The sequence below is a fragment of the Streptomyces auratus genome (genome assembly GCF_050433025.1).
In the GTDB taxonomy this organism is placed as follows: Bacteria; Actinomycetota; Actinomycetes; order Streptomycetales; family Streptomycetaceae; genus Streptomyces; species Streptomyces sioyaensis.
The window spans coordinates 2,075,071-2,096,569 of record NZ_JBNGCB010000003.1; the positions used below are offsets into that span (position 1 = coordinate 2,075,071).

Annotated in this window: 14 protein-coding genes; 10 read left to right on the plus strand and 4 right to left on the minus strand. The window is 68.9% G+C overall.

The annotated features are described in order from the left end of the window. Nucleotides 1–31: 31 nt before the first annotated feature. Nucleotides 32–3,493, minus strand: coding sequence for a GH92 family glycosyl hydrolase (locus BKA18_RS28785; protein ID WP_366045668.1), 3,462 nt, complete (start codon nucleotides 3,491–3,493; stop codon nucleotides 32–34). Between the two features lie 624 nt (nucleotides 3,494–4,117). Here BKA18_RS28785 and ngcE point away from each other — a divergent pair. From ngcE to BKA18_RS28830, 9 genes are all read left to right on the plus strand, one after another. Further along, a complete protein-coding gene (ngcE, locus tag BKA18_RS28790; protein WP_366045669.1) occupies nucleotides 4,118–5,554 on the plus strand; it encodes an N-acetylglucosamine/diacetylchitobiose ABC transporter substrate-binding protein in 1,437 nt (478 codons plus the stop codon). Between the two features lie 38 nt (nucleotides 5,555–5,592). Beyond that, nucleotides 5,593–6,516, plus strand: a complete 924-nt coding sequence (locus BKA18_RS28795; protein WP_235446807.1) for a carbohydrate ABC transporter permease — start codon at nucleotides 5,593–5,595, stop codon at nucleotides 6,514–6,516. A gap of 11 nt (nucleotides 6,517–6,527) precedes the next feature. Next, on the plus strand, nucleotides 6,528–7,457 hold the full coding sequence (locus tag BKA18_RS28800) for a carbohydrate ABC transporter permease (protein ID WP_366045670.1): 930 nt from the start codon (nucleotides 6,528–6,530) through the stop codon (nucleotides 7,455–7,457). 309 nt (nucleotides 7,458–7,766) lie between these two features. Next, the gene (locus BKA18_RS28805) at nucleotides 7,767–8,966 is read left to right on the plus strand and encodes an ROK family transcriptional regulator (protein ID WP_366045671.1); all 1,200 of its coding nucleotides are present in this window, start codon (nucleotides 7,767–7,769) and stop codon (nucleotides 8,964–8,966) included. A 140-nt stretch (nucleotides 8,967–9,106) separates the two neighbouring features. Then, nucleotides 9,107–10,201: a substrate-binding domain-containing protein gene (locus tag BKA18_RS28810; RefSeq protein ID WP_040898087.1), complete on the plus strand. Its 1,095-nt coding sequence runs from the start codon at nucleotides 9,107–9,109 to the stop codon at nucleotides 10,199–10,201. 361 nt (nucleotides 10,202–10,562) lie between these two features. Beyond that, the gene (locus BKA18_RS28815) at nucleotides 10,563–11,363 is read left to right on the plus strand and encodes an ATP-binding cassette domain-containing protein (protein ID WP_366045672.1); all 801 of its coding nucleotides are present in this window, start codon (nucleotides 10,563–10,565) and stop codon (nucleotides 11,361–11,363) included. Then, nucleotides 11,360–12,661 carry a sugar ABC transporter permease gene (locus tag BKA18_RS28820; RefSeq protein ID WP_366045673.1) on the plus strand — a complete coding sequence of 434 codons (1,302 nt, stop codon included), beginning with the start codon at nucleotides 11,360–11,362 and terminating at the stop codon, nucleotides 12,659–12,661. The genes BKA18_RS28815 and BKA18_RS28820 overlap by 4 nt, the downstream gene beginning before the upstream one ends. A gap of 221 nt (nucleotides 12,662–12,882) precedes the next feature. Further along, nucleotides 12,883–14,886: a 1-deoxy-D-xylulose-5-phosphate synthase gene (dxs, locus tag BKA18_RS28825; RefSeq protein WP_366045674.1), complete on the plus strand. Its 2,004-nt coding sequence runs from the start codon at nucleotides 12,883–12,885 to the stop codon at nucleotides 14,884–14,886. A gap of 199 nt (nucleotides 14,887–15,085) precedes the next feature. Then, complete coding sequence (locus BKA18_RS28830) at nucleotides 15,086–16,612, plus strand: amino acid permease (RefSeq protein WP_366045676.1); 1,527 nt, start codon at nucleotides 15,086–15,088, stop codon at nucleotides 16,610–16,612. 72 nt (nucleotides 16,613–16,684) lie between these two features. On the opposite strand, the gene BKA18_RS28835 is transcribed toward BKA18_RS28830, so the two are convergent. From BKA18_RS28835 to BKA18_RS28845, 3 genes are all read right to left on the minus strand, one after another. Continuing rightward, entirely contained in the window at nucleotides 16,685–17,077 is a 393-nt protein-coding gene (locus BKA18_RS28835; RefSeq protein WP_366045677.1) for a PIN domain-containing protein, read from the minus strand. A gap of 101 nt (nucleotides 17,078–17,178) precedes the next feature. Next, on the minus strand, nucleotides 17,179–19,314 hold the full coding sequence (locus BKA18_RS28840; protein WP_366045678.1) for a 3-hydroxyacyl-CoA dehydrogenase NAD-binding domain-containing protein: 2,136 nt from the start codon (nucleotides 19,312–19,314) through the stop codon (nucleotides 17,179–17,181). Further along, complete coding sequence (locus BKA18_RS28845) at nucleotides 19,311–20,537, minus strand: thiolase family protein (RefSeq protein ID WP_006602455.1); 1,227 nt, start codon at nucleotides 20,535–20,537, stop codon at nucleotides 19,311–19,313. The genes BKA18_RS28840 and BKA18_RS28845 overlap by 4 nt, the downstream gene beginning before the upstream one ends. Before the next feature lie 247 nt (nucleotides 20,538–20,784). On the opposite strand from BKA18_RS28845, the gene BKA18_RS28850 reads away from it, so the two are divergent. Further along, nucleotides 20,785–21,468, plus strand: a complete 684-nt coding sequence (locus BKA18_RS28850; RefSeq protein WP_366045679.1) for a PepSY domain-containing protein — start codon at nucleotides 20,785–20,787, stop codon at nucleotides 21,466–21,468. The last annotated feature ends 31 nt before the right edge of the window (nucleotides 21,469–21,499 follow it).

Consider the following 21,499-nt stretch of genomic DNA (forward strand, 5'->3'; position numbering starts at 1 on the left):
TGCGGCCCGTCCGCTTTCACGGCATCGGGATCTACGGCGTCCCGAGCAACTCGACCTCGGCGAGGGTGCCCTTGTGGTCGGGCACCACCCGGTAGTGCCGGTAGCTGTCCGGCCGGCTGATGCCGAAGACACGGGTCTGATGGTCCCAGGTGAAGGACTCTCCCTCGCGGTGGTCCAGCCGCGTCCACCGCTCCCCGTCGGCGGAGCCCTCCAGCGTCCAGCCGGACGGTGCCGAGGCGCGGTCCGCCGACGTGAAGGTGTACGACGTGACCCTGGCCGGCCGGGCGAGGTCCACCGGGGCATTGGTCAGTTCGGCCGAGGTGTCCGAGGTGTTGTCGTACAGCGGGCCGCCGCCGGGGCCGGTCAGGTCCCGGGGCGGGGCGGGGACCTCGTCGTCCTGGGTGATCGAGGTGGGGGCCGCGTGCGCGCCGGTGCCCCAGGCGGACGGCTCGGGGCCCATGGTGAAGTCCAGGGTGCCGCCGCGGGCCAGCAGCTGGTGCGGCAGGGCGGTGGAATTCCACGGCTTGCCGTTGAGCGTGAGCTTCTGGACGTAGCTGTTGTGTGCGGAGTTGTGCGGGGCGTTGATGGTGAGATCGCGGCCGTTCTCCAGATGGACCGTGGCCTTGGTGAACAGCGGGGAGCCCACCGCGTATTCGCCCTGGCCCATCACCAGCGGATAGAAACCCAGCGCGCTGAAGACGTACCACGCGGACATCTCACCGTTGTCCTCGTCCCCCGGATATCCCTGGCCGATCTCACTGCCGAGGTAGAGCCGGGACATCGCCTCGCGGACCTTTTCTTGGGTCTTCCAGGGCTGCCCGGCCGCGTCATACAGGTAGCCGATGTGGTGCGCGGGCTGATTGCTGTGCCCGTACATGCCCATCCGGGTGTCGCGGGCCTCGGTCATTTCGTGGATCACCTGGCCGTAGGAGCCGGCGAATTCCCTGGCCGCGGTCTCCGGGGTGGAGAAGTAGGCGTCCAGCTTCTTGGCCAGGCCCGAGCGGCCGCCGTAGAGGTTGGCCAGCCCCCGGGTGTCCTGCGGCGCGGTGAAGGCAGCGGTCCAGGCGTTGGTCTCGGTGTAGTCGTAGCCCCAGACACGGGGGTCGAACCGGTCCGCGGGCAGCCGCCAGTTGCCGTGGGCGTCCTTGCCCTGGAAGAAGCCGGCCTTCTCGTCGAAGAGCCGGACGTAGTTCTGGGCGCGGCCCAGGAAATACGCGGATTCTTCCCTGTAGCGGGGCTTTTTGGTCTTCTCGTACAGCGCCTGGCCCATACGGGAGATGCCGAAGTCGTTGAGATAGCCCTCCAGCGCCCAGGACATTCCCTCGCGGGTGTCGGTGCTCGTATAGCCGAGGAAGGGGGACGTGGTCATGCCCTTGCGGCCGACACCGGGGTTCGGCGGGGCGACGGTGGCGTTCTTGACGGCCGCGGCATAGGCCGCCTCGGCGTCGAACTTCACGCCCTTGAGATAGGCATCGGCGAAGGCCACGTCGGAACTCGTACCGGTCATGAGGTCCGCATAACCGGGGGAGGACCAGCGGGAGATCCAGCCGCCGTCCTTGTACTGCTGCACGAATCCGTCGACCATTTTCCCCGCGCGTTTCGGCGTGAGGAGCGAATAGGCGGGCCAGGTGGTCCGGTAGGTGTCCCAGAAGCCGTTGTTGACGTAGATCTCACCGTCGACGATCTTCGAGCCGGTGTGGGTCGGGGTGTCCTGGCCGGTCTGCGGCGAGAAGGGGCTGGCATAGCGGCTGCGCGAACCGACCTTCTCGAAGCCGGAGTTGGGGTAGAGGTAGAGGCGGTAGAGGTTGGAGTAGAGGGTGGTGAGCTGGTCGCGGCTGGCGCCCTGGACCTCGATCCGGCCCATGAGGCCGTCCCACTGCGCCTGCGCCCGGTCCTCGATGCCGGCGAAGGTGGCATCGGCGGGGATCTCCCGGGCCAGATTCGCCTTCGCCTGGTCCACGCTGATCAGGGAGGTCGCGAGCCGCATGGTCACGGTGCGGTCCGCGCCCGGTCGGAAGCGGAGATAGCCGGTGACATCCTTGCCTCCCCCGCCCCCGGTGCAAGCACCGGCTCCACCGGAGCGGCTGACGCCGCACCCCCTGATGTTCCCACCGCCGGTGACCGGGGCGTCGAAGGTGCCGTAGACGAAGAGCCGGGTGGCGCCCACGGAGAGCCCGCTCTTGACGTCCGAGAAGCCGGTGACGATGCCGTGCTCGGTGTCCAGGCTCAGGCCGCCCTTGTCGTTGACGTTGTCGAAGATCAGGCTCGCCCGGTCGCCGGGGAAGGTGAAGCGCATCAGCGCGGCGTGATCGGTCGGGGTGATCTCCGTCTTGAGGCCGTTGTCGAAGGTCACGCCGTAGTAGTGCGGCTTCGCCGTCTCGTTGCTGTGGTGGAAGGGCAGCGCCCGGCCGGTGCGCGAGGCGTCCGGGGTGCCGGCCGCGACGGACGGCATGACCTGGAAGGTCTGCCGGTCGCCCATCCACGGGCTCGGCTCATGGCTGGCGCTGAAGGCCTGGAGCGTGGGCAGGTTGTCGGCGTTGTTCTTCCGCGCGTATTCGTAGAGCCAGTCGGCGGAGCCCGCGTTGGTCACCGGGGTCCAGAAGGTGAAGCCGTTGGGGACGGCGGTGGCGGGGAAGGTGTTGCCGCGCGAGAAGCTGCCGCTGGAGAGCGTGCCGCGGGTGGTGACGGCGTAGTCGGAGAGATGACCGAGCGGCTTGTCCGGGGCGGCGGGACCGAGGGTGATGTCATCGACCCAGCCGCGGAAGTCCGTGGTGGTCCGCGGGGCCCGCGGCGCGTCGTACGCGACCAGGATGCGGTCGACCGTCTTGCCCGCGGCGACCGCGCCGATCCGCGCCTCCCGGTGGTTCCACTGGTTGACGTAGAGCGTCTTGGAGGCGCCCTGTCCCTGCGGCGTCAGCGGTGCGCCGTGCTGGTCGACGGCGGACAGCTCGCTGAGGTAGGTGCCGTCGGTGAAGGCCAGATCGAGGGCGGCATGGGTCGCCGGGTAGTCCGGATCGCTCCGTGCCATCTCCGGAAAGATCTCGTACGAGAGCGAGGTGGCCGCGGTGACGGGGATGTTGACCTCGAAGACCTTGTTGTACGCGTAGCCGTGGCCGCCGGCGGTGTGGGTGCCGGCGTAGCGCAGCGCATGGCCGCCGCTGAAGCCGGCGTGCGCCTTGGCGGTCGGGGAGTCGCCGGGGCCGGTGTCGATGCCGGTGCTCATCCCGGGCGCCGCGGGGGCGGTCTCCTGGGTGACGCCTAAGACCCTGGGCTTTCCGTCGGGGCCGGTCTCGACGGCGTCGTTCCAGTCCGGCTGGGGGTCGCCGGCCTCTAAGGAGGAGCGGAACTCCGTGGCCCCGTGGGGACGTTGGGGCGGCGCGGCCTGGGCGATGCCGGCCGGTCCGAGCCCGGTGACGAGGAGCAGAGCGGCCGCCACGAGGGCGGCGGGGCGGGCGATCCCGCGCAGTGGACGGTGCCGGTGTCTGAGCCGCACGCGAGCCCTCTCAACCAGGGTGACATCGTTGTCAGTTGGGTGGCGCCAAGCTGAGGGCGTGTCTCCCCGATCTCCGTGGGCCTGCGACGCCTGGCACCGCGCCTCGCGGCGTTGTCGCATCACCCACGGACACCCAGTCCGCGGGAGATGCTCCGCCTTGCGATGCACGGCACCTGGGGGCACCTCCCAGCGTTAGCTGGGGGAGCCGCAGGCTGATCCACGGAGATCGGGGAGACACGCCCTAAGCAGAGATAAGTAACGTGCGTGGGGGCTTTGGTGTCAAGGGTGGTGCCGAGATCGGTGGGTCGGCCGTGCCGGCCGGCGCACCCGGGGGTGCCGACCGGAAAATCCCCCGCATACCGGGGAGGTCTCAACTAGGGAAAGACTGCCGCCCGACCCTGCGTTCGATCTTGCCCCTGCGGCCGCAAGTGGACTATACCTGTCGGCGTCCGACCGGCCGTACGACAGGGCCGTGGATCCGGGGGGAAAGCGGGAAACGGATGACCTCCCCGCACTTCCCTGGCGTCCCGGTGCACATCCCGTACAACTCAGCTTCATCTGACCCGCGGTGCCGGGGTGGCTCCGGTACACCGCCTGAGTCCTGAAGAAGGCGAGGACTTGAGCATGGGATCCACCTCTGAATTCAACCGTCGCGATCTGGTCAAGCGAGCCGCTGCCCTGGGAATCATCGCCGTACCGGCCATGGGAACGCTCTCGGCGTGTGCCACCGGAGGCGGTGGCGGAAACGGGGACAACGGCGCCAAGAACAAGGGCGCGACCTCGGCGAAGAACCCGTTGGGCGTGAAGAAGGGCGTGGCCCTGGAGGCGTTCATTTTCAAGGGCGGGCTGGGCGACCAGTACGCCAAGGACGCCGAGGCCGACTACGACAAGACCTACGGCGTCACCGTCAAGCACACCGGAACGCAGCAGGTCGGGCCGAAGCTGCAGCCGCGCTTCGCCGGCGGAAATCCCCCGGACATCATCGACAACTCCGGGGCCGACCATCTGGACATGAACAAGCTGTCCGCACAGGGCCAGTTGCAGGATCTGGCGGCGCTGCTCGATGCGCCGTCGCTGGACGACCCGAAGAAGAAGATCCGGGACACGCTCTACCCCAGCACCCTGGAAAAGGGCAAGCACAAGGACGTGTTCGATGTCTTCTACTATGCGTTCACGGTCTATGGCACGTGGTATTCCCACAAGCTGCTGAAGGACAAGGGCTGGGAGTACCCGACCTCTTTGGACGACATGGTCAAGCTCTGCGGCGAGATCAAGAAGTCGGGCGTGGCGCCCTGGACGTACCCGGGCAAGTACCCCTACTACGTCCACTTCAATATGTTCGCCCAGATCGCCAAGATCGGCGGGCTCGACAAATGGATCGCCATCGACAATCTGGAGCCCAAGGCCTGGACGTCGAACGACGCGGTCAAGCAGGTCGTCGAGCACTATGCGGAGCTGGCCGCCAAGGGCTATTTCCTCCAGGGCAGTCAGGGCCTGACGCACATCCAGTCGCAGACCGCCTGGACCCGGGGCAAGGCCGTCTTCCTCCCCAACGGTTCCTGGGTGGAGAACGAGGCCGCGCCGACCACGCCGAAGGACTTCGACATGGCCGTCGGCCCGCTGTTCAACGGCGGCAGCGGCGACAAGATGCCGCACGGCACCCTGCGTGCCGAGCCCAGCGAGCCGTTCATCGTGGCCAAGGACGGGAAGAATCCGGTCGGCGGCATGGAGCTGCTGCGCATTCTGCTGTCGAAGAAGCATGCGCAGAATTTCGCGACCAAGGTCCGCTCGCTCACCACGGTCCAGGGCGCGACCGACGGAATGCAGCTCTCCCCGGGGCTCTCGTCGGCCGCCGAGGCCGTCAAGGCGGGCGGCCAGAACCTGCTGATGATCCAGCTGCAGGAGTGGTATCCGAAGCTGACCGACGAGAAGCTGGGCGGGCTCACCAGCCAGCTGCTGACCGGTGACATGAAGGCCGCGGAGTGGATCAGGAAGGCCCAGCAGTACGCGGACGAATTCGCCAAGGACGACTCCGTCACCAAGTTCCATCGCGAGGCCTGACCGAGACCACCGCTGCCGAGGGAGGGCCGGGGAGCGCAATGCAACACGGCAAGTACCGATTCATCGTGGGGTTCCTGGCCCTGCCTCTGCTCATCTACGCGATCTTTGTGATCTCGCCGTTCATCCAGGCATTCCAGATCTCGACGACGGAATGGAGCGGCCTGCGCGGTGCCGCCAAGAGCGTCGGTCTGGGCAACTACGACAAGCTGCTGCACAGCGACGAGTTCTGGAACGCGCTGGGGCACAACGTCATCATGCTGGTGCTGGTCCCGATCGCCACGCTGACGCTGGGGCTGTTCTTCGCCTTCATGCTCAATGTCGGCGGCCGGGCCCGCCGCGGCGCGGTCATCACCGGAGTCCGCGGAGCCTCGTTCTACAAATTCGTCTACTTCTTCCCGCAGGTCATCTCGATCACCATCATCTCGGTGATCTGGTTCAACATCTACAACCCGGATCCGCACGACGGCATGCTCAACTCGCTGCTGGGTGCGGTGGGTCTGGACTCGCTGCAGAGTTCCTGGCTGGGAGAACGCAGTATCGCCCTCGCCTGCATCATGGTGGTGATGGTCTGGGCGAACGTCGGCTTCTACGTCGTGCTCTTCTCCGCCGCCATGGCCTCCATTCCACGGGAGATCTACGAGGCCTCGCTGCTGGACGGCGCCAACCGTCTCCACACCTTCTTCCGGATCACTCTTCCGCTGCTGTGGGACACCGTGCAGACCGGCTGGGTGTATATGGGCATCATCGCGATGGACGCCTTCGCGCTGGTGCAGATCATGTCGGTGAACATGGGCGGGCCCGACGGCGCCACCGACGTCGTACCGCTGCGGCTCTACCAAACCGCCTTCCGGGACAGCCAGTTCGGCTATGCGGCGGCGATGGGTGTCGCCATGCTCGTCGTCACGCTGTTGTTCGCCGTCCTCACGATGCGCTTTGCGCGCCGTGAGCGGATCGAGTTCTAGGGGCAGGGCGCATGACGACGGAAACCAATGCGGTGGAGAAGCTGCCGGCGGTGCCCGGGCAGCGGTCCGGCGGCAGGAAGAGCGCCGGGAAGTCGCGCCGGGGCGCCGAGGGCGGCGTGCTCAACGTCTTCTCGCACGGCATGCTGATCGTGTGGGCACTGATGGTGGGCATGCCGCTGCTGTGGGTGCTGTGGAGCTCGTTCAAGAGCAGCGGGGACATCCTCACCACACCCTGGTCGCTGCCCGGCAAGCTGCACGTCGAGAACTGGGTCAACGCCTGGGACAAGGCGAACATCGGCAAGATGTTCCTCAACACCCTGATCGTGGTGGGTGGTTCGGTCACCGGGACGATGGTGCTCGGCTCCATGGCGGGCTACGTCCTGGCGCGGTTCACGTTCCCGGGCAACCGCGTCATCTACTACCTGTTCGTGGCCGGGATGTCCTTCCCGGTGTTCATGCTGGTCATCCCGCTGTTCTTCGTGATGCGGGACTTCCCCGGGATTCCGCTGCTGGCCACGTACCAGGGCCTGATCGCGGTCTATATCGCCTACTCGCTGCCGTTCACCGTCTTCTTCATGACGTCCTTCTTCCGCACCCTGCCGACGTCGGTGGCGGAGGCGGCGATGATCGACGGTGCCTCGCACGCCAGGACGTTCTTCCAGGTGATGCTGCCGATGGCCAAGCCCGGCCTGATCAGCATCGGGATCTTCAACTTCCTGGGGCAGTGGAATCAGTATCTGCTGCCGATGGTCCTCAACCAGGACGAGGACAAGTACGTGTTGACGCAGGGCCTGGCCAACATCGCGCTGCAGCAGGGATACGAGGGGGACTGGGGCGGGCTGATGGCCGGCATGATGATCGCGATGCTGCCGGTGCTGCTGGTGTACTTCATCTTCCAGCGCCAGGTGCAGGCGGGGCTGACGGCGGGGGCGATCAAGTAGCGGACCGGCACTCCGTTCGTACCGCCGATTGTTTTGCGCCATCTTGGCGCGTGCCTGTGTGCGCTTCCCGCGCGCACCCCGGGGCGGCTCCGCGGCAACGGAGCCGCCCCGCGGGTTTTCCTCCCGGGCCGGCCTTCGATCATGCCGGGCTCAACGCCTTGACGAGACTTCCCGGCTGGCGTTCTGCTTAGAGTTCACATGTTGAATCGACGGCCGTCCCCCCGATGAGGGGGGTGCGGTCGGCGGGAGGTCGTCGTGCCTCCCCGGCCACCGCTGGGGGAGCCCGGCCCGAGACGGGAGTATGAGTCAATGGAGACTCCGGGGTCGCAGTCCTCGCTGCACCGGGCCAATCTGGAGCGGGTCGTCCGCGCGGTGCGTATGGCGGGCTCGCTCACCCAGGCGGAGATCGCCCGGAGCACGGGGCTGTCCGCGGCCACCGTTTCCAACATCGTTCGTGAGTTGAAGGACGGTGGGACCGTTGAGGTGACCCCCACTTCAGCGGGCGGGCGGCGGGCGCGCAGCGTCTCGCTCTCGGGTGACGCCGGCATCGTCGTCGGGGTCGATTTCGGGCACTCCCATCTGCGGGTGGCCATCGGCAACCTCGCCCATCAGGTGCTCGCCGAGCAGGCCGAGCCGATCGATGTCGACGCCTCCGCCGCGGAGGGCTTCGACCGGGCGGAAGAGCTGGTCAACCGGCTGATCGAGGCCACCGGGATCGGCGTTGGCAAGGTCGTCGGCGTCGGGCTGGGCGTGCCCGGGCCGATCGACGTCGAATCCGGGACGCTGGGCTCGACGGCGATCCTGCCGGGCTGGGCCGGGACGAACCCCCGCCAGGAGCTGTCCGGGCGCCTCGGGGTGCCGGTCCACGTCGACAACGACGCCAACCTCGGCGCGCTGGGCGAGCTGGTGTGGGGCGGCGGCCGCGGGGCCTCCGACCTGGCGTACATCAAGGTCGCCAGCGGTGTCGGCGCCGGCCTGGTGATCAGCGGCCAGATCTACCGCGGGCCCGGCGGTACGGCGGGCGAGATCGGGCACATCACGCTGGACGAGGCGGGTCCGGTGTGCCGCTGCGGCAACCGCGGCTGCCTGGAGACCTTCACCGCGGCCCGGTACGTCCTCCCGCTGCTGCAGCCGAGCCACGGTCCGGATCTGACCATGGCGCGGGTGGTGCAGCTGGCCCGCGAGGGCGACCCCGGCTGCCGGCGGGTCATCGCGGACGTAGGCCGTCATATCGGCAGTGGTGTGGCAAATCTGTGCAATCTGCTCAATCCGAGCAGAGTGGTGCTCGGCGGCGATCTCGCCGAGGCCGGTGAGCTGGTGCTCGCGCCGATCCGGGAGTCGGTGTCGCGGTACGCCATTCCCAGCGCGGCACGGCAGTTGGGGATCGTCCCCGGCACGCTCGGCGGCCGTGCCGAGGTGCTGGGCGCGTTGGCGCTGGTGCTGAGCGAGATGGGCGATTCGTCCCTTCTGGACGGTGGGCAGCCGGTGGATGCCCCGGCCCTAGCGTGAAAGCACTGAGTTCACACAGCTAACGCATGGCACCGTTGCCATCTCGTTAAGGATTTACTTCTTGACGGTCGGCTGGCGGCCGAGTTGACTTCCAGCCACCTCGGCCGCAACGACGCGGCCACGTCAGGGAGGCAACCCCAATGAACGTATGGACGCGTCGCGTCGTGATAGGCACTGCCGCTGTTTCGATGGCGCTCTCCGTGGCCGCATGTGGCAAAGCCGGTGACAGCAAGGCCGGCGGCGGTGGCCAGAACAAGACCATCGGTCTGCTCCTGCCGGAGAACAAGACCACGCGTTACGAGACCTTCGACCGTCCGCTGATGGAGGCGAAGATCAAGCAGCTGTGCAGCGACTGCACGGTGCGGTACAACAACGCGGCGCAGGACACCGAGACCCAGAAGAAGCAGTTCGATGCGCTGATCACCCAGGGCGTGAAGGTGATCATTCTGGACTCGGTCGACTACAAGGCCACCAGGTCCTGGGTGAACCAGGCCGCCAAGAAGGGCGTGAAGGTCGTCGCCTACGACCGGCTGGCCGAGGGCAACATCTCCGCCTACGTGTCCTACGACAACGAGAAGATCGGCCGCCTGCAGGGCCAGGCGCTGGTCAAGGCGCTGGGCGACAAGGCCAAGGACAGCAATGTCGTCATGATCAACGGCTCGCCGACCGACCCGAACATGCCGTTCTTCAAGAAGGGCGCCCACAGCGTCCTCGACAAGCAGGTCAAGAAGATCGCGTACGAGCAGGACATTCCGGACTGGTCGCCGGACGAGGCGAACAAGAAGATGAGCGCGGCCCTCGACTCGCTCGGCAAGGACGGCTTCCAGGGCGTCTACTCCGGCAACGACGGCATGGCCGGCGGCATCATCACCGCGCTCAAGCAGAAGGGCGTCAAGGTCCCGGTCGGCGGCCAGGACGCCGAGCTCGCGGGTCTGCAGCGGGTCCTCAAGGGTGACCAGGCGTTCACCATCTACAAGCAGATCAAGCCGCAGGCCGACTCCACCGCGGAGATCGCCGTCAAGCTGCTCAAGGGCGAGAAGATCGACTCGCTGACGCCCAAGAAGGTCGACAGCCTCAGCGGCGAGGTCAAGGGCATCCCCGCGAAGCTCTACGACGCGCAGATCGTGACCAAGGACAACATCGAGTCCACGATCATCAAGGACAAGGTCTACAAGGCGAGCCAGATCTGCACCGGCGACGTCAAGAAGGCCTGCGCAGCAGCCGGCATCAAGTAAGGCCCCGGGCCACCGGCCCCGGCGCTCCCGCCCCGGCCCCACCGGACCCGGCGCTCCCGCCCCGGCCCCACCGGCCCCGGCGCTCCACGGCCCGGCGCTCAGGCGCCAGGCACCCCGGTCGGACGGGGCCGCGCGGCACCGCCCGCGGTCCCGTCCCGACCCGGTCTCTATCCCGACCCGGTCCGGATCTGTTCCCCTTCTCCCGACCGGTCCGCACTCCGACCGGTCCCGTCCGGTCCCCACCCCGACCCGGTCTGTCCCCGCCCCGCGCCGCCCCTTTCCCGGCGCGGACCCGGACCGTCCCCGCAAGCCCCCCGCTCCACGCACCACCATCCCCGCCGTTGTGACGGCGGCGAAGGAGATGATTCACGTGTCCGCTACGCCTGTGCTGGCGTTGCGCGGAATCTCCAAGCGGTTCGGCGCCGTCCAAGCTCTGACGGACGTCACCCTGGAGATCCACCCCGGTGAGGTGGTCGCCCTCGTCGGCGACAACGGCGCCGGCAAGTCCACGCTCGTCAAGACCATTTCGGGCGTCCACCCGGTCGACGACGGCGCCATCGAATGGGAGGGCGGTGCGGTGCGTATCAACAAGCCGCACGACGCCCAGGACCTCGGCGTCGCCACCGTCTACCAGGACCTCGCGCTCTGCGACAACCTCGATGTCGTCGCCAACCTCTTCCTCGGCAACGAGACCCGTACCGTCGGTGTCCTCGACGAGATCGCCATGGAGAAGCGCGCCAAGGAGCTGCTGGACACCCTGTCCATCCGCATCCCCAGCGTCCGCATCCCGGTCGCCGCGCTCTCCGGCGGTCAGCGGCAGGTCGTCGCGATCGCCCGGGCGCTGATCGGCGACCCCAAGGTCGTCATCCTCGACGAGCCCACCGCCGCCCTCGGTGTCGAGCAGACCGCGCAGGTCCTCGACCTCGTCGAGCGGCTGCGGGAACGCGGTCTGGGCGTCATCCTCATCAGCCACAACATGGCCGATGTGCAGGCCGTCGCGGACCGGGTCGCGGTGCTGCGGCTGGGCCGCAACAACGGTGTCTTCTATGTCGAGGGCACCTCCCACGAAGAGATCATCGCTGCCATCACCGGCGCGTCGGACAACGCCGTGACCCGCCGCAAGGCGCGTACGGACCAGGTGAAGAAGGAGGCCGGGGCATGAGCGACCTCACCAAGCAGCCGGCGGACGACGCGACGAAGGACGCCCCGGCCGCCGCGGACGTCCCCCAGCCGGCCGCCGTCGACCCCCGTCTGCTCGTCCGTGAGCAGGGCTTCGCCGGCTATCTCAGCGACTTCAAGCGCCGGGTGCGCGGTGGTGAGCTGGGCTCGCTGCCGGTCGTCATCGGCCTGATCGTCATCGCGGTCGTCTTCCAGTTCAAGAACAGCAGCTTCCTGTCCGCGGACAGCCTCGCGAACATCGGTGTCTACACCTCCGGCCTCGGCATCATGGCCGTCGGCATCGTCTTCGTGCTGCTGCTCGGCGAGATCGACCTGTCGGTCGGCTCGGTGGCGGGTGTCGGCGCGGCCGTGTGGGCCGTCCTCAGCGTCACCAAGGGCGTCAACGACTGGCTCGCGGTCCTGATCGCCATCGTCGCGGGCGTGGCCATCGGCGCGCTGCACGGGTTCTTTTTCGCCAAAGTCGGTGTGCCGGCCTTCGTCGTCACGCTGGCCGGCTTCCTCGGCTGGAGCGGCCTGCAGATCTGGATGATGGGCAACGAGGGCTCCATCAACACGCCGGCCGGCAGCGTGGTGGAGAACCTCACCGGCTACTACTTCGAGGACAAGGGCGCCGGCTACGGCCTGGCGCTGATCGCGGTCCTCGCCTACGCGGGCTCGCTGCTGCTGGAGAGCCGCCGCCGCAAGGCCGCCGAGCTGCCGTCCCGGCCGCTCAGCGAGATCCTGCTGCGTACCGGCGTGGTCGCGGTGATCGCCTTCGTGGTCGCCTACGTCCTGAACGAGCCGGCCGGCGCCCGCGGTCTGCCGCTGGCCCTGGTGCTGTTCCTCGCGGTGCTGGTCGTCGCCGACTTCGTGGTGCGGCGCACCACCTACGGCCGGCAGATCTTCGCGGTCGGCGGCAACGCCGAGGCGGCCCGCCGGGCCGGTATCAACGTGAACAAGATCCGGATCAGCGTCTTCGCCATCTCCGGCATGCTCGCCGCCTTCGGCGGACTGTTCATCGCGAGCCTCTCCGGCGGTGCCACCAAGAACCTGGGCTCCGGCAACACCCTGATGAACGTCATCGCGGCGGCCGTCATCGGCGGCACCAGCCTCTTCGGCGGCCGCGGCAAGATCTGGTCCGCGCTGCTGGGCATGCTGGTCATCCAGTCGATCCAGCAGGGCCTGAACCTGCTCGGCATGGCGAGCGAGATCCAGTACATGATCACCGGCGCGGTGCTGCTCGCCGCCGTCGTGATCGACTCGGTCTCCCGCCGCACGCAGAAAACAGCCGGCCGGACCTGATCGCACCGGTCGTCGTTCGACGGCAGCGGCCCCCACCGGGCATGATCCGGTGGGGGCCGGTCCGTGTGCGCCGGCGGGGGAAATCGGTGTGCCGGAGCCCGAGTCACCCGAGTGACATACATCGCAAGGCCCGGGCGTGCCCGCGGCGGACGCAACATTAGACTCATCTGATCGGCAAGCTCGATCCACGGCAGCAAGCAGCGAGCAGCAAGGAGGCAGGGGTGCAGGAGGTGCCGCGCAAAGCGAGTCCGGCCGGGGTGGTGGCGGGCAGCGGGAGGGCGTTGCTGTCCCGTATCAGGGGACCGCGCGATCTGGACCGACTGGCCCCGGAGCAGCTCGAGCAGCTGGCGGGGGAGATCCGTACCTTCCTTGTCGACGAGGTGTCCAAGACCGGCGGACACCTCGGCCCGAACCTCGGTGTGGTCGAGCTGACCATCGCCCTGCACCGTGTCTTCGACTCGCCCAGGGACAAGGTGCTCTTCGACACCGGGCACCAGTCCTACGTCCACAAGCTTCTCACCGGCCGTCAGGACTTCAGCAAGCTCAAGGCCAAGGGCGGCCTGTCCGGCTACCCCTCCCGCGCCGAGTCCGCCCATGACGTCATCGAGAACAGCCACGCCTCCACGGTGCTGGGCTGGGCCGAGGGCATCGCGAAGGCCAACGAGGTCCGCGGTTCGAGCAACCGGGTCGCCGCGGTCATCGGCGACGGTGCGCTGACCGGCGGTATGGCCTGGGAGGCGCTCAACAACATCGCCGCCGCCAAGGACCGCCCGCTCGTCATCGTCGTGAACGACAACGAGCGCTCCTACGCCCCGACCATCGGCGGCCTCGCCAACCACCTGGCCACGCTGCGCACCACGGACGGCTACGAGCGCTTCCTGGCCCGCGGCAAGGACCTGCTGGAGCGCACGCCCGTCGTGGGCAAGCCGCTGTACGAGACCCTGCACGGCGCCAAGAAGGGCCTGAAGGACTTCATCGCGCCGCAGGGCATGTTCGAGGACCTGGGCCTGAAGTACGTCGGCCCGATCGACGGCCACGACATCGAGGCGCTGGAGTCCGCCCTGACGCGCGCCAAGCGCTTCGGCGGCCCGGTCATCGTCCACTGCCTCACCGAAAAGGGCCGCGGCTACCAGCCCGCCCTCCAGGACGAGGCGGACCGCTTCCACGCCGTCGGCAAGATCCACCCCGACACCGGCCTGCCGCTCTCTTCGGGCGGCAAGGACTGGACCTCCGTCTTCGGTGACGAGATGGTCGAGCTCGGCAAGGAGCGGGACGACATCGTCGCCATCACGGCGGCCATGCTGCAGCCGGTCGGACTGGACAAGTTCGCCAAGGCCTTCCCCGACCGGGTCTACGACGTCGGCATCGCAGAGCAGCACGCGGCGGTCTCCGCGGCCGGTATGGCCACCGGCGGCCTGCACCCGGTCTTCGCCGTCTACGCCACCTTCCTCAACCGCGCCTTCGACCAGGTGCTGATGGACGTGGCGCTGCACAAGTGCGGGGTCACCTTCGTCCTGGACCGGGCCGGTGTCACCGGCACCGACGGCGCCTCGCACAACGGCATGTGGGACATGTCGATCCTGCAGGTCGTCCCGGGCCTGCGGATCGCCGCGCCGCGCGACGCCGACCAGGTCCGCGCCCAGCTGCGGGAGGCCGTCGAGGTCGATGACGCGCCGACCGTCGTGCGGTACTCCAAGGGTGCGGTCGGGCCGGCCGTCGAGGCTGTCGGGCGCATCGGCGGGATGGACGTGCTGCGCGAGCCCGCCGAGAGCGTCAAGCGGCCGGATGTCCTGCTGGTGTCCGTCGGTGCCCTTGCCCCGATGTGCCTGGAGATCGCCGATCTTCTCGACAAGCAGGGCATTTCGACCACCGTCGTCGACCCGCGCTGGGTCAAGCCGGTCGATCCGGCGCTGCCCGGGCTCGCCGCCACCCACCGGGTCGTGGTCACCGTCGAGGACAACATCCGCTCCGGCGGCGTCGGTTCGGCCGTCGCCCAGTCGCTGCGGGACGCCGGTGTGGACATGCCGCTGCGGGACTTCGGCATCCCCGAGCGGTTCCTCGACCACGCCTCCCGCAAGGAGGTCATGGCGGAGATCGGCCTCACCGCGCCGGACATCGCGCGCCAGGTGACCGGCCTGGTCTCCAAGATCGATGGCCGGTACGACGACGCCGAGCCTGTCGGCGCCGAGGGCGCGGCCGAGCCCGCCGAGGCCGCCCGCGACTGATTCCGCAGACGGCACCCCCGATGGGCCGGCCGGTCATCCGTACGGATGTTCCGCCCGGCCCATCGGCATAAGCCCAGCCGCACCCCATCGGGTGAATCCCCGCCGCCCGGCGCCCCGCCGAAGCTGACTGTTTCCCGACATTGCGGAGACTCGGTCAGTTCAGGAGAGTTGCGAGGGTCGTCCAGGCGGAGGTTCGCCCATGAGCACACAGCACGGCACACCACATGATTCACGCCGCGATCGCGGCCTGTTCCGGACGAAGACTGTGGAGCAGTCGATCCTGGATACCGAGGAGCCGGAGCACACGCTCAAAAAGTCCCTGTCGGCGCTCGATCTGACGGTGTTCGGGGTCGGTGTCGTCATCGGAACCGGCATTTTCGTCCTCACCGGAAAAATCGCCAAGGAGCAGGCCGGCCCGGCCGTCGCTCTGTCCTTCGTGGTCGCGGGCGTGGTCTGTGCGCTGGCGGCCCTGTGCTATGCGGAGTTCGCTTCCACCGTGCCGGTCGCCGGTTCGGCCTACACCTTCTCGTACGCCTCACTGGGCGAACTGCCCGCCTGGATCATCGGCTGGGACCTGATCCTGGAGCTCGCCCTGGGCTGTGCGGTGGTCGCGGTCGGCTGGTCCGGCTATGTGCGCTCGCTGCTGGACAGCGTGGGGTGGCACCTGCCGCCGATCCTGTCCGGTACGCACGAGGGGAACTTCGGCTTCGATCTACTCGCCTGCATCCTCGTGCTGGCCCTGACCGGCATCCTCGTGCTCGGGATGAAGCTGTCGTCACGGGTGACGGCGGTGGTCGTGGCGATCAAGGTCACCGTCGTCCTGCTGGTCATCATCGCCGGCGCCTTCCTGATCACCGGCGCCAACTACGAGCCGTTCGTCCCGCCCAGCAAGTCCACTGCGGCCGGCGGCGGACTGTCCGCGCCGCTGGCGGAGCTGATGTTCGGCTTCGCCCCGTCCACCTTCGGGGTCATGGGCATCTTCGCCGCGGCGGCCGTGGTCTTCTTCGCGTTCATCGGCTTCGACATCGTTGCCACCGCCGCCGAGGAGACCCGCAACCCGCAGCGCGATGTGCCGCGCGGCATCCTCGGCTCGCTCGCCCTCTGCACGGTCCTCTATGTGGCCGTGTCGGTCGTCGTCACGGGCATGGAGAAGTACAGCAGACTCTCCACCGACGCGCCGCTCGCCGATGCCTTCGCGGACCTCGGGCACCCCTTCTTCGCGGACGTGATCAGCTTCGGCGCCGCCGTCGGCCTGACCTCGGTCTGCATGATTCTGCTGCTCGGCCAGAGCCGGGTGTTCTTCGCGATGAGCCGGGACGGCCTGCTGCCCCGGGTCTTCTCCCGGGCCCACCCGCGGTACGGGACCCCGTACCGGTCCACCATCGTGCTGGGTGTCGTCGTCGCCATCGCCTCCGGCTTCACCTCGATCGACGTCCTCGCCGAACTGGTCAACATCGGCACCCTGTTCGCGTTCGTCGTGGTCGCCATCGGCGTCATCATCCTGCGCCGCTCCCGGCCCGACCTGCCCCGCGCCTTCCGCACCCCGTGGGTGCCGGTGGTACCGCTGCTGTCCGTCCTGGCCTCGGTGTGGCTGATGCTCAATCTGCCCGCGGAGACCTGGGTCCGGTTCGGGATCTGGATGGTGGCCGGCTTCGGCATCTACTTCGTCTACGGGCGCTCGCACAGCCGCCTGGGCCTCCGCAACCGCCGGCCCGCCGGGGACTGACCCCCGGTCAGCCGCTCCTGCGCCCGGCCCCGTACGCCGCCCCGACGGTGTACGGGGCCGCGCCGTCCCCGGCTACGCCCCGCCGCGCCCCGGCCCCCACACCGCCCGCGGCCCCGTCACCCGCGCCCCCAGCGCCTGGACCCGCTCCCGCAGCCCGCGGTCCGCGGTCACCACCAGACAGTCCCGTCCGCGGCCCTCGTCGGCCACCAGCTGCACGATCCGGTCGTCGCCGCTGCCGGCCGCCGGCACCACCCGTACGCCCTTTGCGGACTCGACGCCGCGGGCCGCGCCCTCCACCACCAGGACCAGCTCCAGGGGCGGGGCGAGAAGGCCCGGCAGCCCGTCCGCGGCGTAGGCGGCCAGCGCGTCGCGCAGCCGCTCGGCCGCACCGTGCCGGTCCCGCCACCAGCCGTCGGGCACCGAGCCCACGACATTCGCGGCATCGACAACGACCAAGGCATCCATGCCGTCACCCTCCCATGCCGCCGCCGCCCCCGCCGCACACACGAATGCGCGGACCGGCTTCGCCGAGCCGGCCCGCGCATCCCCCTGTCAGTCGTGCACCCTTACGCGGGCACGCTCGCGATGCCCGGGGCCAGGAACTTCTTGCCCCGCACCCGCTCGGAGACCCCGGCCCGGTCCAGGTACGGCGTGATGCCGCCCAGGTGGAAGGGCCAGCCGGCGCCGGTGATCAGGCACAGGTCGATGTCCTGCGCCTCGGCGACCACACCCTCGTCCAGCATCAGGCCGATCTCCTGCGCGACGGCGTCCAGGACGCGGTCGCGGACCTGCTCCTCCGTCAGCACCGAGTCGCCCTGCTTGAGCAGCGCGGCGACCTCGGGGTCCAGCTCCGGCTTGCCGGAGTCGTAGACGTAGAAGCCGCGCTTGCCGGCCTCGACGACGGCCTTGAGGTTCGGGGAGACCGTGAAGCGGTCCGGGAAGGCGCGGTTGAGGGTCTCGGAGACGTGCAGACCGATCGCCGGGCCGACCAGCTCCAGCAGGACCAGCGGCGACATCGGCAGACCGAGCGGCTCGATGGCCTTCTCGGCGACCTCGACCGGGGTGCCCTCGTCGATGACGTTCTGGATCTCGCCCATGAAGCGGGTCAGGATGCGGTTGACGACGAACGCCGGGGCGTCCTTCACCAGCACCGCGGTCTTCTTCAGCGTCTTGGCGACCCCGAACGCCGTGGCCAGCGAGGCGTCGTCGGTCTGCTCGCCGCGCACGATCTCCAGCAGCGGCAGGATCGCGACCGGGTTGAAGAAGTGGAAGCCGACGACCCGCTCGGGGTGCTTCAGCTTCGACGCCATCTCGGTGACCGACAGCGAGGAGGTGTTGGTGGCGAGGATCGCGTGCGCCGGGGCGACGGCCTCCACCTCCGCGAACACCTGCTGCTTGACGCCGATCTCCTCGAAGACGGCCTCGATGATGAAGTCGGCGTCGGAGAAGCCCTCGGCCTTGTCGAGGACACCGGAGACCAGGGCCTTGAGGCGGTTGGCCTTGTCCTGGTTGATCCGGCCCTTGCCGAGCAGCTTGTCGATCTCGGCGTGGACGTAGCCCACACCCTTGTCGACGCGCTCCTGGTCGATGTCGGTCAGCACGACCGGCACCTCCAGGCGGCGCAGGAAGAGCAGGGCGAGCTGCGAGGCCATCAGACCGGCGCCGACGACGCCGACCTTGCTGACCGGGCGCGCGAGCTTCTTGTCCGGAGCGCCGGCCGGGCGCTTCGCGCGCTTCTGCACGAGGTTGAACGAGTAGATGCCGGCGCGGAGTTCACCGCCCATGATGAGGTCGGCGAGCGCCTGGTCCTCGGCGTCGAAACCGGCCTGGAGGTCACCGCTCTTGGCGGCGGCGATGATGTCCAGCGCACGGTAGGCGGCCGGGGCGGCGCCGTGCACCTTGCCGTCGGCGATGAACCGGCCCTTGGCGACGGCCTGGTCCCAGGCCTCGCCGCGGTCGATCTCGGCACGCTCGACCGTCACCTCGCCCTTGAGGACGTGTGCGGTCCAGATCAGCGACTGCTCCAGGAAGTCCGCACCCTCGAAGATCGCGTCCGCGATGCCGAGGTCGAAGACCTGCTGGCCCTTGAGCTGCTTGTTCTGGTTGAGCGAGTTCTCGATGATGACCGAGACGGCCTTGTCCGCACCGATGAGGTTCGGCAGCAGCGCACAGCCGCCCCAGCCCGGGACGAGGCCCAGGAAGACCTCGGGGAGGGAGAAGGCGGGCAGCGCCTTCGATACGGTCCGGTACGAGCAGTGCAGACCGGCCTCGACGCCACCGCCCATGGCGGCACCGTTGTAGTACGCGAAGCTCGGCACGGCGAGCGCGGACAGCCGCTTGAAGACCTCGTGGCCGCCCTTGCCGATGGCCAGCGCGTCCTCGTGCCGCTTGAGCAGCTCGACGCCCTTGAGGTCGGCGCCGACGGCGAAGATGAACGGCTTGCCGGTGAGGCCGACGCCGACGATGTCGCCGTCCGCGGCCTCCTTCTCGACCTGGTCGAGCGCGGCGTTGAGGTTCGCCAGCGAGCCCGGGCCGAAGGTGGTCGGCTTGGTGTGGTCGAAGCCGTTGTCCAGCGTGATCAGGGCGAACTTGCCCGCGCCGTACGGCAGGTCGAGGTGGCGGACGTGCGCCGACGTGACGACCTCGTCCGGGAACAGCTCGGCCGCGCCCTTCAGCAGCTCGGCGGTGTTGGTGGTGCTCACTTGCTGCCTCCGGCGTCCTTGTGGTTCGGGTTCTCCCAGATGACCGTGGCGCCCATGCCGAAGCCGACGCACATGGTGGTCAGGCCGTAACGGACCTCCGGCTGCTCCTCGAACTGCCGGGCCAGCTGGGTCATCAGCCGGACGCCGGAGGAGGCCAGCGGGTGGCCGTAGGCGATGGCGCCGCCGTACTGGTTGACGCGCTCGTCGTCGTCGGCGATGCCGTAGTGGTCGAGGAAGGCGAGCACCTGGACGGCGAACGCCTCGTTGATCTCGAACAGGCCGATGTCGCCGATGCCCAGGTCCGCCTTGGCGAGAGCCTTCTCGGTGGCCGGGATCGGGCCGTAGCCCATCACCTCGGGCTCGACGCCCGCGAAGGCGTAGGAGACCAGGCGCATCTTGACCGGAAGGTCGTGCTCCCGGGCGAAGTCCTCGGAGGCGAGGATCGAGGCGGTGGCGCCGTCGTTGAGACCGGCGGCGTTACCGGCGGTGACGCGGCCGTGCGTACGGAACGGCGTCTTGAGACCGGCGAGGTTCTCCAGGGTGGTCCCCGGGCGCATCGGCTCGTCGGCGGTCACCAGGCCCCAACCGGTCTCACCGACCTCGGCGTTGGTGTTCCGCACCGAGACCGGGACGAGGTCCTGCTGGATCTTCCCGTTCGCGTACGCCTTCGCCGCCTTCTCCTGCGAGCGCACGGCGTAGGCGTCCGAGCGCTCCTTGGTGATCTGCGGGTAGCGGTCGTGGAGGTTCTCCGCGGTCATGCCCATGAACAGCGCGGACTGGTCGACGAGCTTCTCGCTCACGAACCGCGGGTTCGGGTCGACGGCCTCGCCCATGGGGTGGCGCCCCATGTGCTCGACACCACCGGCGATGACGGCGTCGTAGGCACCGAAGGCGATGGAGCCGGCGGTGGCGGTGACGGCGGTCAGCGCACCGGCACACATGCGGTCGATGGAGTAACCGGGCACGGACTGCGGGAGGCCCGCCAGGATGCCGGCGGTACGGCCCAGGGTCAGGCCCTGGTCACCGATCTGGGTGGTGGCGGCGATGGCGACCTCGTCGATCTTCGCGGGGTCCAGGGCCGGGTTGCGGCGCAGCAGCTCCCGGATGGCCTTCACGACGAGATCGTCGGCGCGGGTCTCGTGGTAGATGCCCTTCGGGCCCGCCTTGCCGAACGGGGTGCGGACGCCGTCGACGAAGACGACGTCCCTAGCGGTACGAGGCACGTTGGCTCTCCTCCAGGTGCGGGGTGGCACTGCTGCGGGGCGCCCCGGGGGACGCTTCACACCGACATGCTACTTACGGGTAACCAAGCTGCACACCCCCACCGGCCGGAGCGGTGAAGGTCACACCGGATGGCGGCGCCGGCCGCCGGGTGGCCCCGGGGTGTGCGGCGGCAGGAGCCGAACGAAATGGACCGAATGTCGTCGGGTCTTGGCGTAATTCATCCCATAGCGCACTTAGAGTGACCGTATGGAGACGAAGAGGAGTCATGCCGTGGTCCGGTGCGGGCAGCTGGCGGTGCCGCGCGCGATCGGCCTGGTCTGCGCCGTGGCCGCCGCGGGCGCGCTGGTGTCGGGCTGCGGGAGTACCGGCAAGAAAGAGACCGGAAGCCCCAAGCGTCCGGTGCCCGCCTCGGCCCCCGCCACGCCGAGCGCCTCGCTCAGCGCGGACCAGGCCCGGCGCAAGGCCCTGATCCCCAGCGCCTCGGTGGACTATGTGCAGGCGCTGAAGGCCGCGGTCGCGGCCGTCCCGGCCTCGGAGCCGATCGCCGCGGAACTCAAGGGGACGCCCGCCAGCCCGTACTGGAACACCGCGGTCGCCACCGCCGACGGGACGGTGAGCGACGTCCGGGTGGACGCGCGCACCGGCAAGGCCGCCCAGCCGCGGACCGAGTCGGACGACCCCGGCGACAAGCAGCAGCTGGCCGCCCGGCTGTCCAAGGCCACCGTCACCGCCCAGCAGGCCGCGAAGACGGCCACCGACAAGACGAAGGGCACCGTCACCTCACTGGAGCTCGGCGACGCCGACCACGGCAACACCGACAACCCGGCGTGGTCCGTGGGCGTGGTGACCACCGACGACTGGAACGAGACGGCCTACGAGATCGACGCCACCAACCGCAAGGTCCTGTGGATGCACGTCGAGCAGGGCTGACCGGCCCGCCGCGCGCCCCGGGCCGGCGTCC

Coding starts and splice junctions, on each gene's coding strand:
- ngcE (WP_366045669.1), top strand. CDS start 4,118: ATGGGATCCACCTCTGAATTCAACCGTCGCGATCTGGTCAAGCGAGCC.
- BKA18_RS28795 (WP_235446807.1), top strand. CDS start 5,593: ATGCAACACGGCAAGTACCGATTCATCGTGGGGTTCCTGGCCCTGCCT.
- BKA18_RS28800 (WP_366045670.1), top strand. CDS start 6,528: ATGACGACGGAAACCAATGCGGTGGAGAAGCTGCCGGCGGTGCCCGGG.
- BKA18_RS28805 (WP_366045671.1), top strand. CDS start 7,767: ATGGAGACTCCGGGGTCGCAGTCCTCGCTGCACCGGGCCAATCTGGAG.
- BKA18_RS28810 (WP_040898087.1), top strand. CDS start 9,107: ATGAACGTATGGACGCGTCGCGTCGTGATAGGCACTGCCGCTGTTTCG.
- BKA18_RS28815 (WP_366045672.1), top strand. CDS start 10,563: ATGATTCACGTGTCCGCTACGCCTGTGCTGGCGTTGCGCGGAATCTCC.
- BKA18_RS28820 (WP_366045673.1), top strand. CDS start 11,360: ATGAGCGACCTCACCAAGCAGCCGGCGGACGACGCGACGAAGGACGCC.
- BKA18_RS28830 (WP_366045676.1), top strand. CDS start 15,086: ATGAGCACACAGCACGGCACACCACATGATTCACGCCGCGATCGCGGC.
- BKA18_RS28835 (WP_366045677.1), bottom strand. CDS start 17,077: ATGGATGCCTTGGTCGTTGTCGATGCCGCGAATGTCGTGGGCTCGGTG.
- BKA18_RS28850 (WP_366045679.1), top strand. CDS start 20,785: ATGGAGACGAAGAGGAGTCATGCCGTGGTCCGGTGCGGGCAGCTGGCG.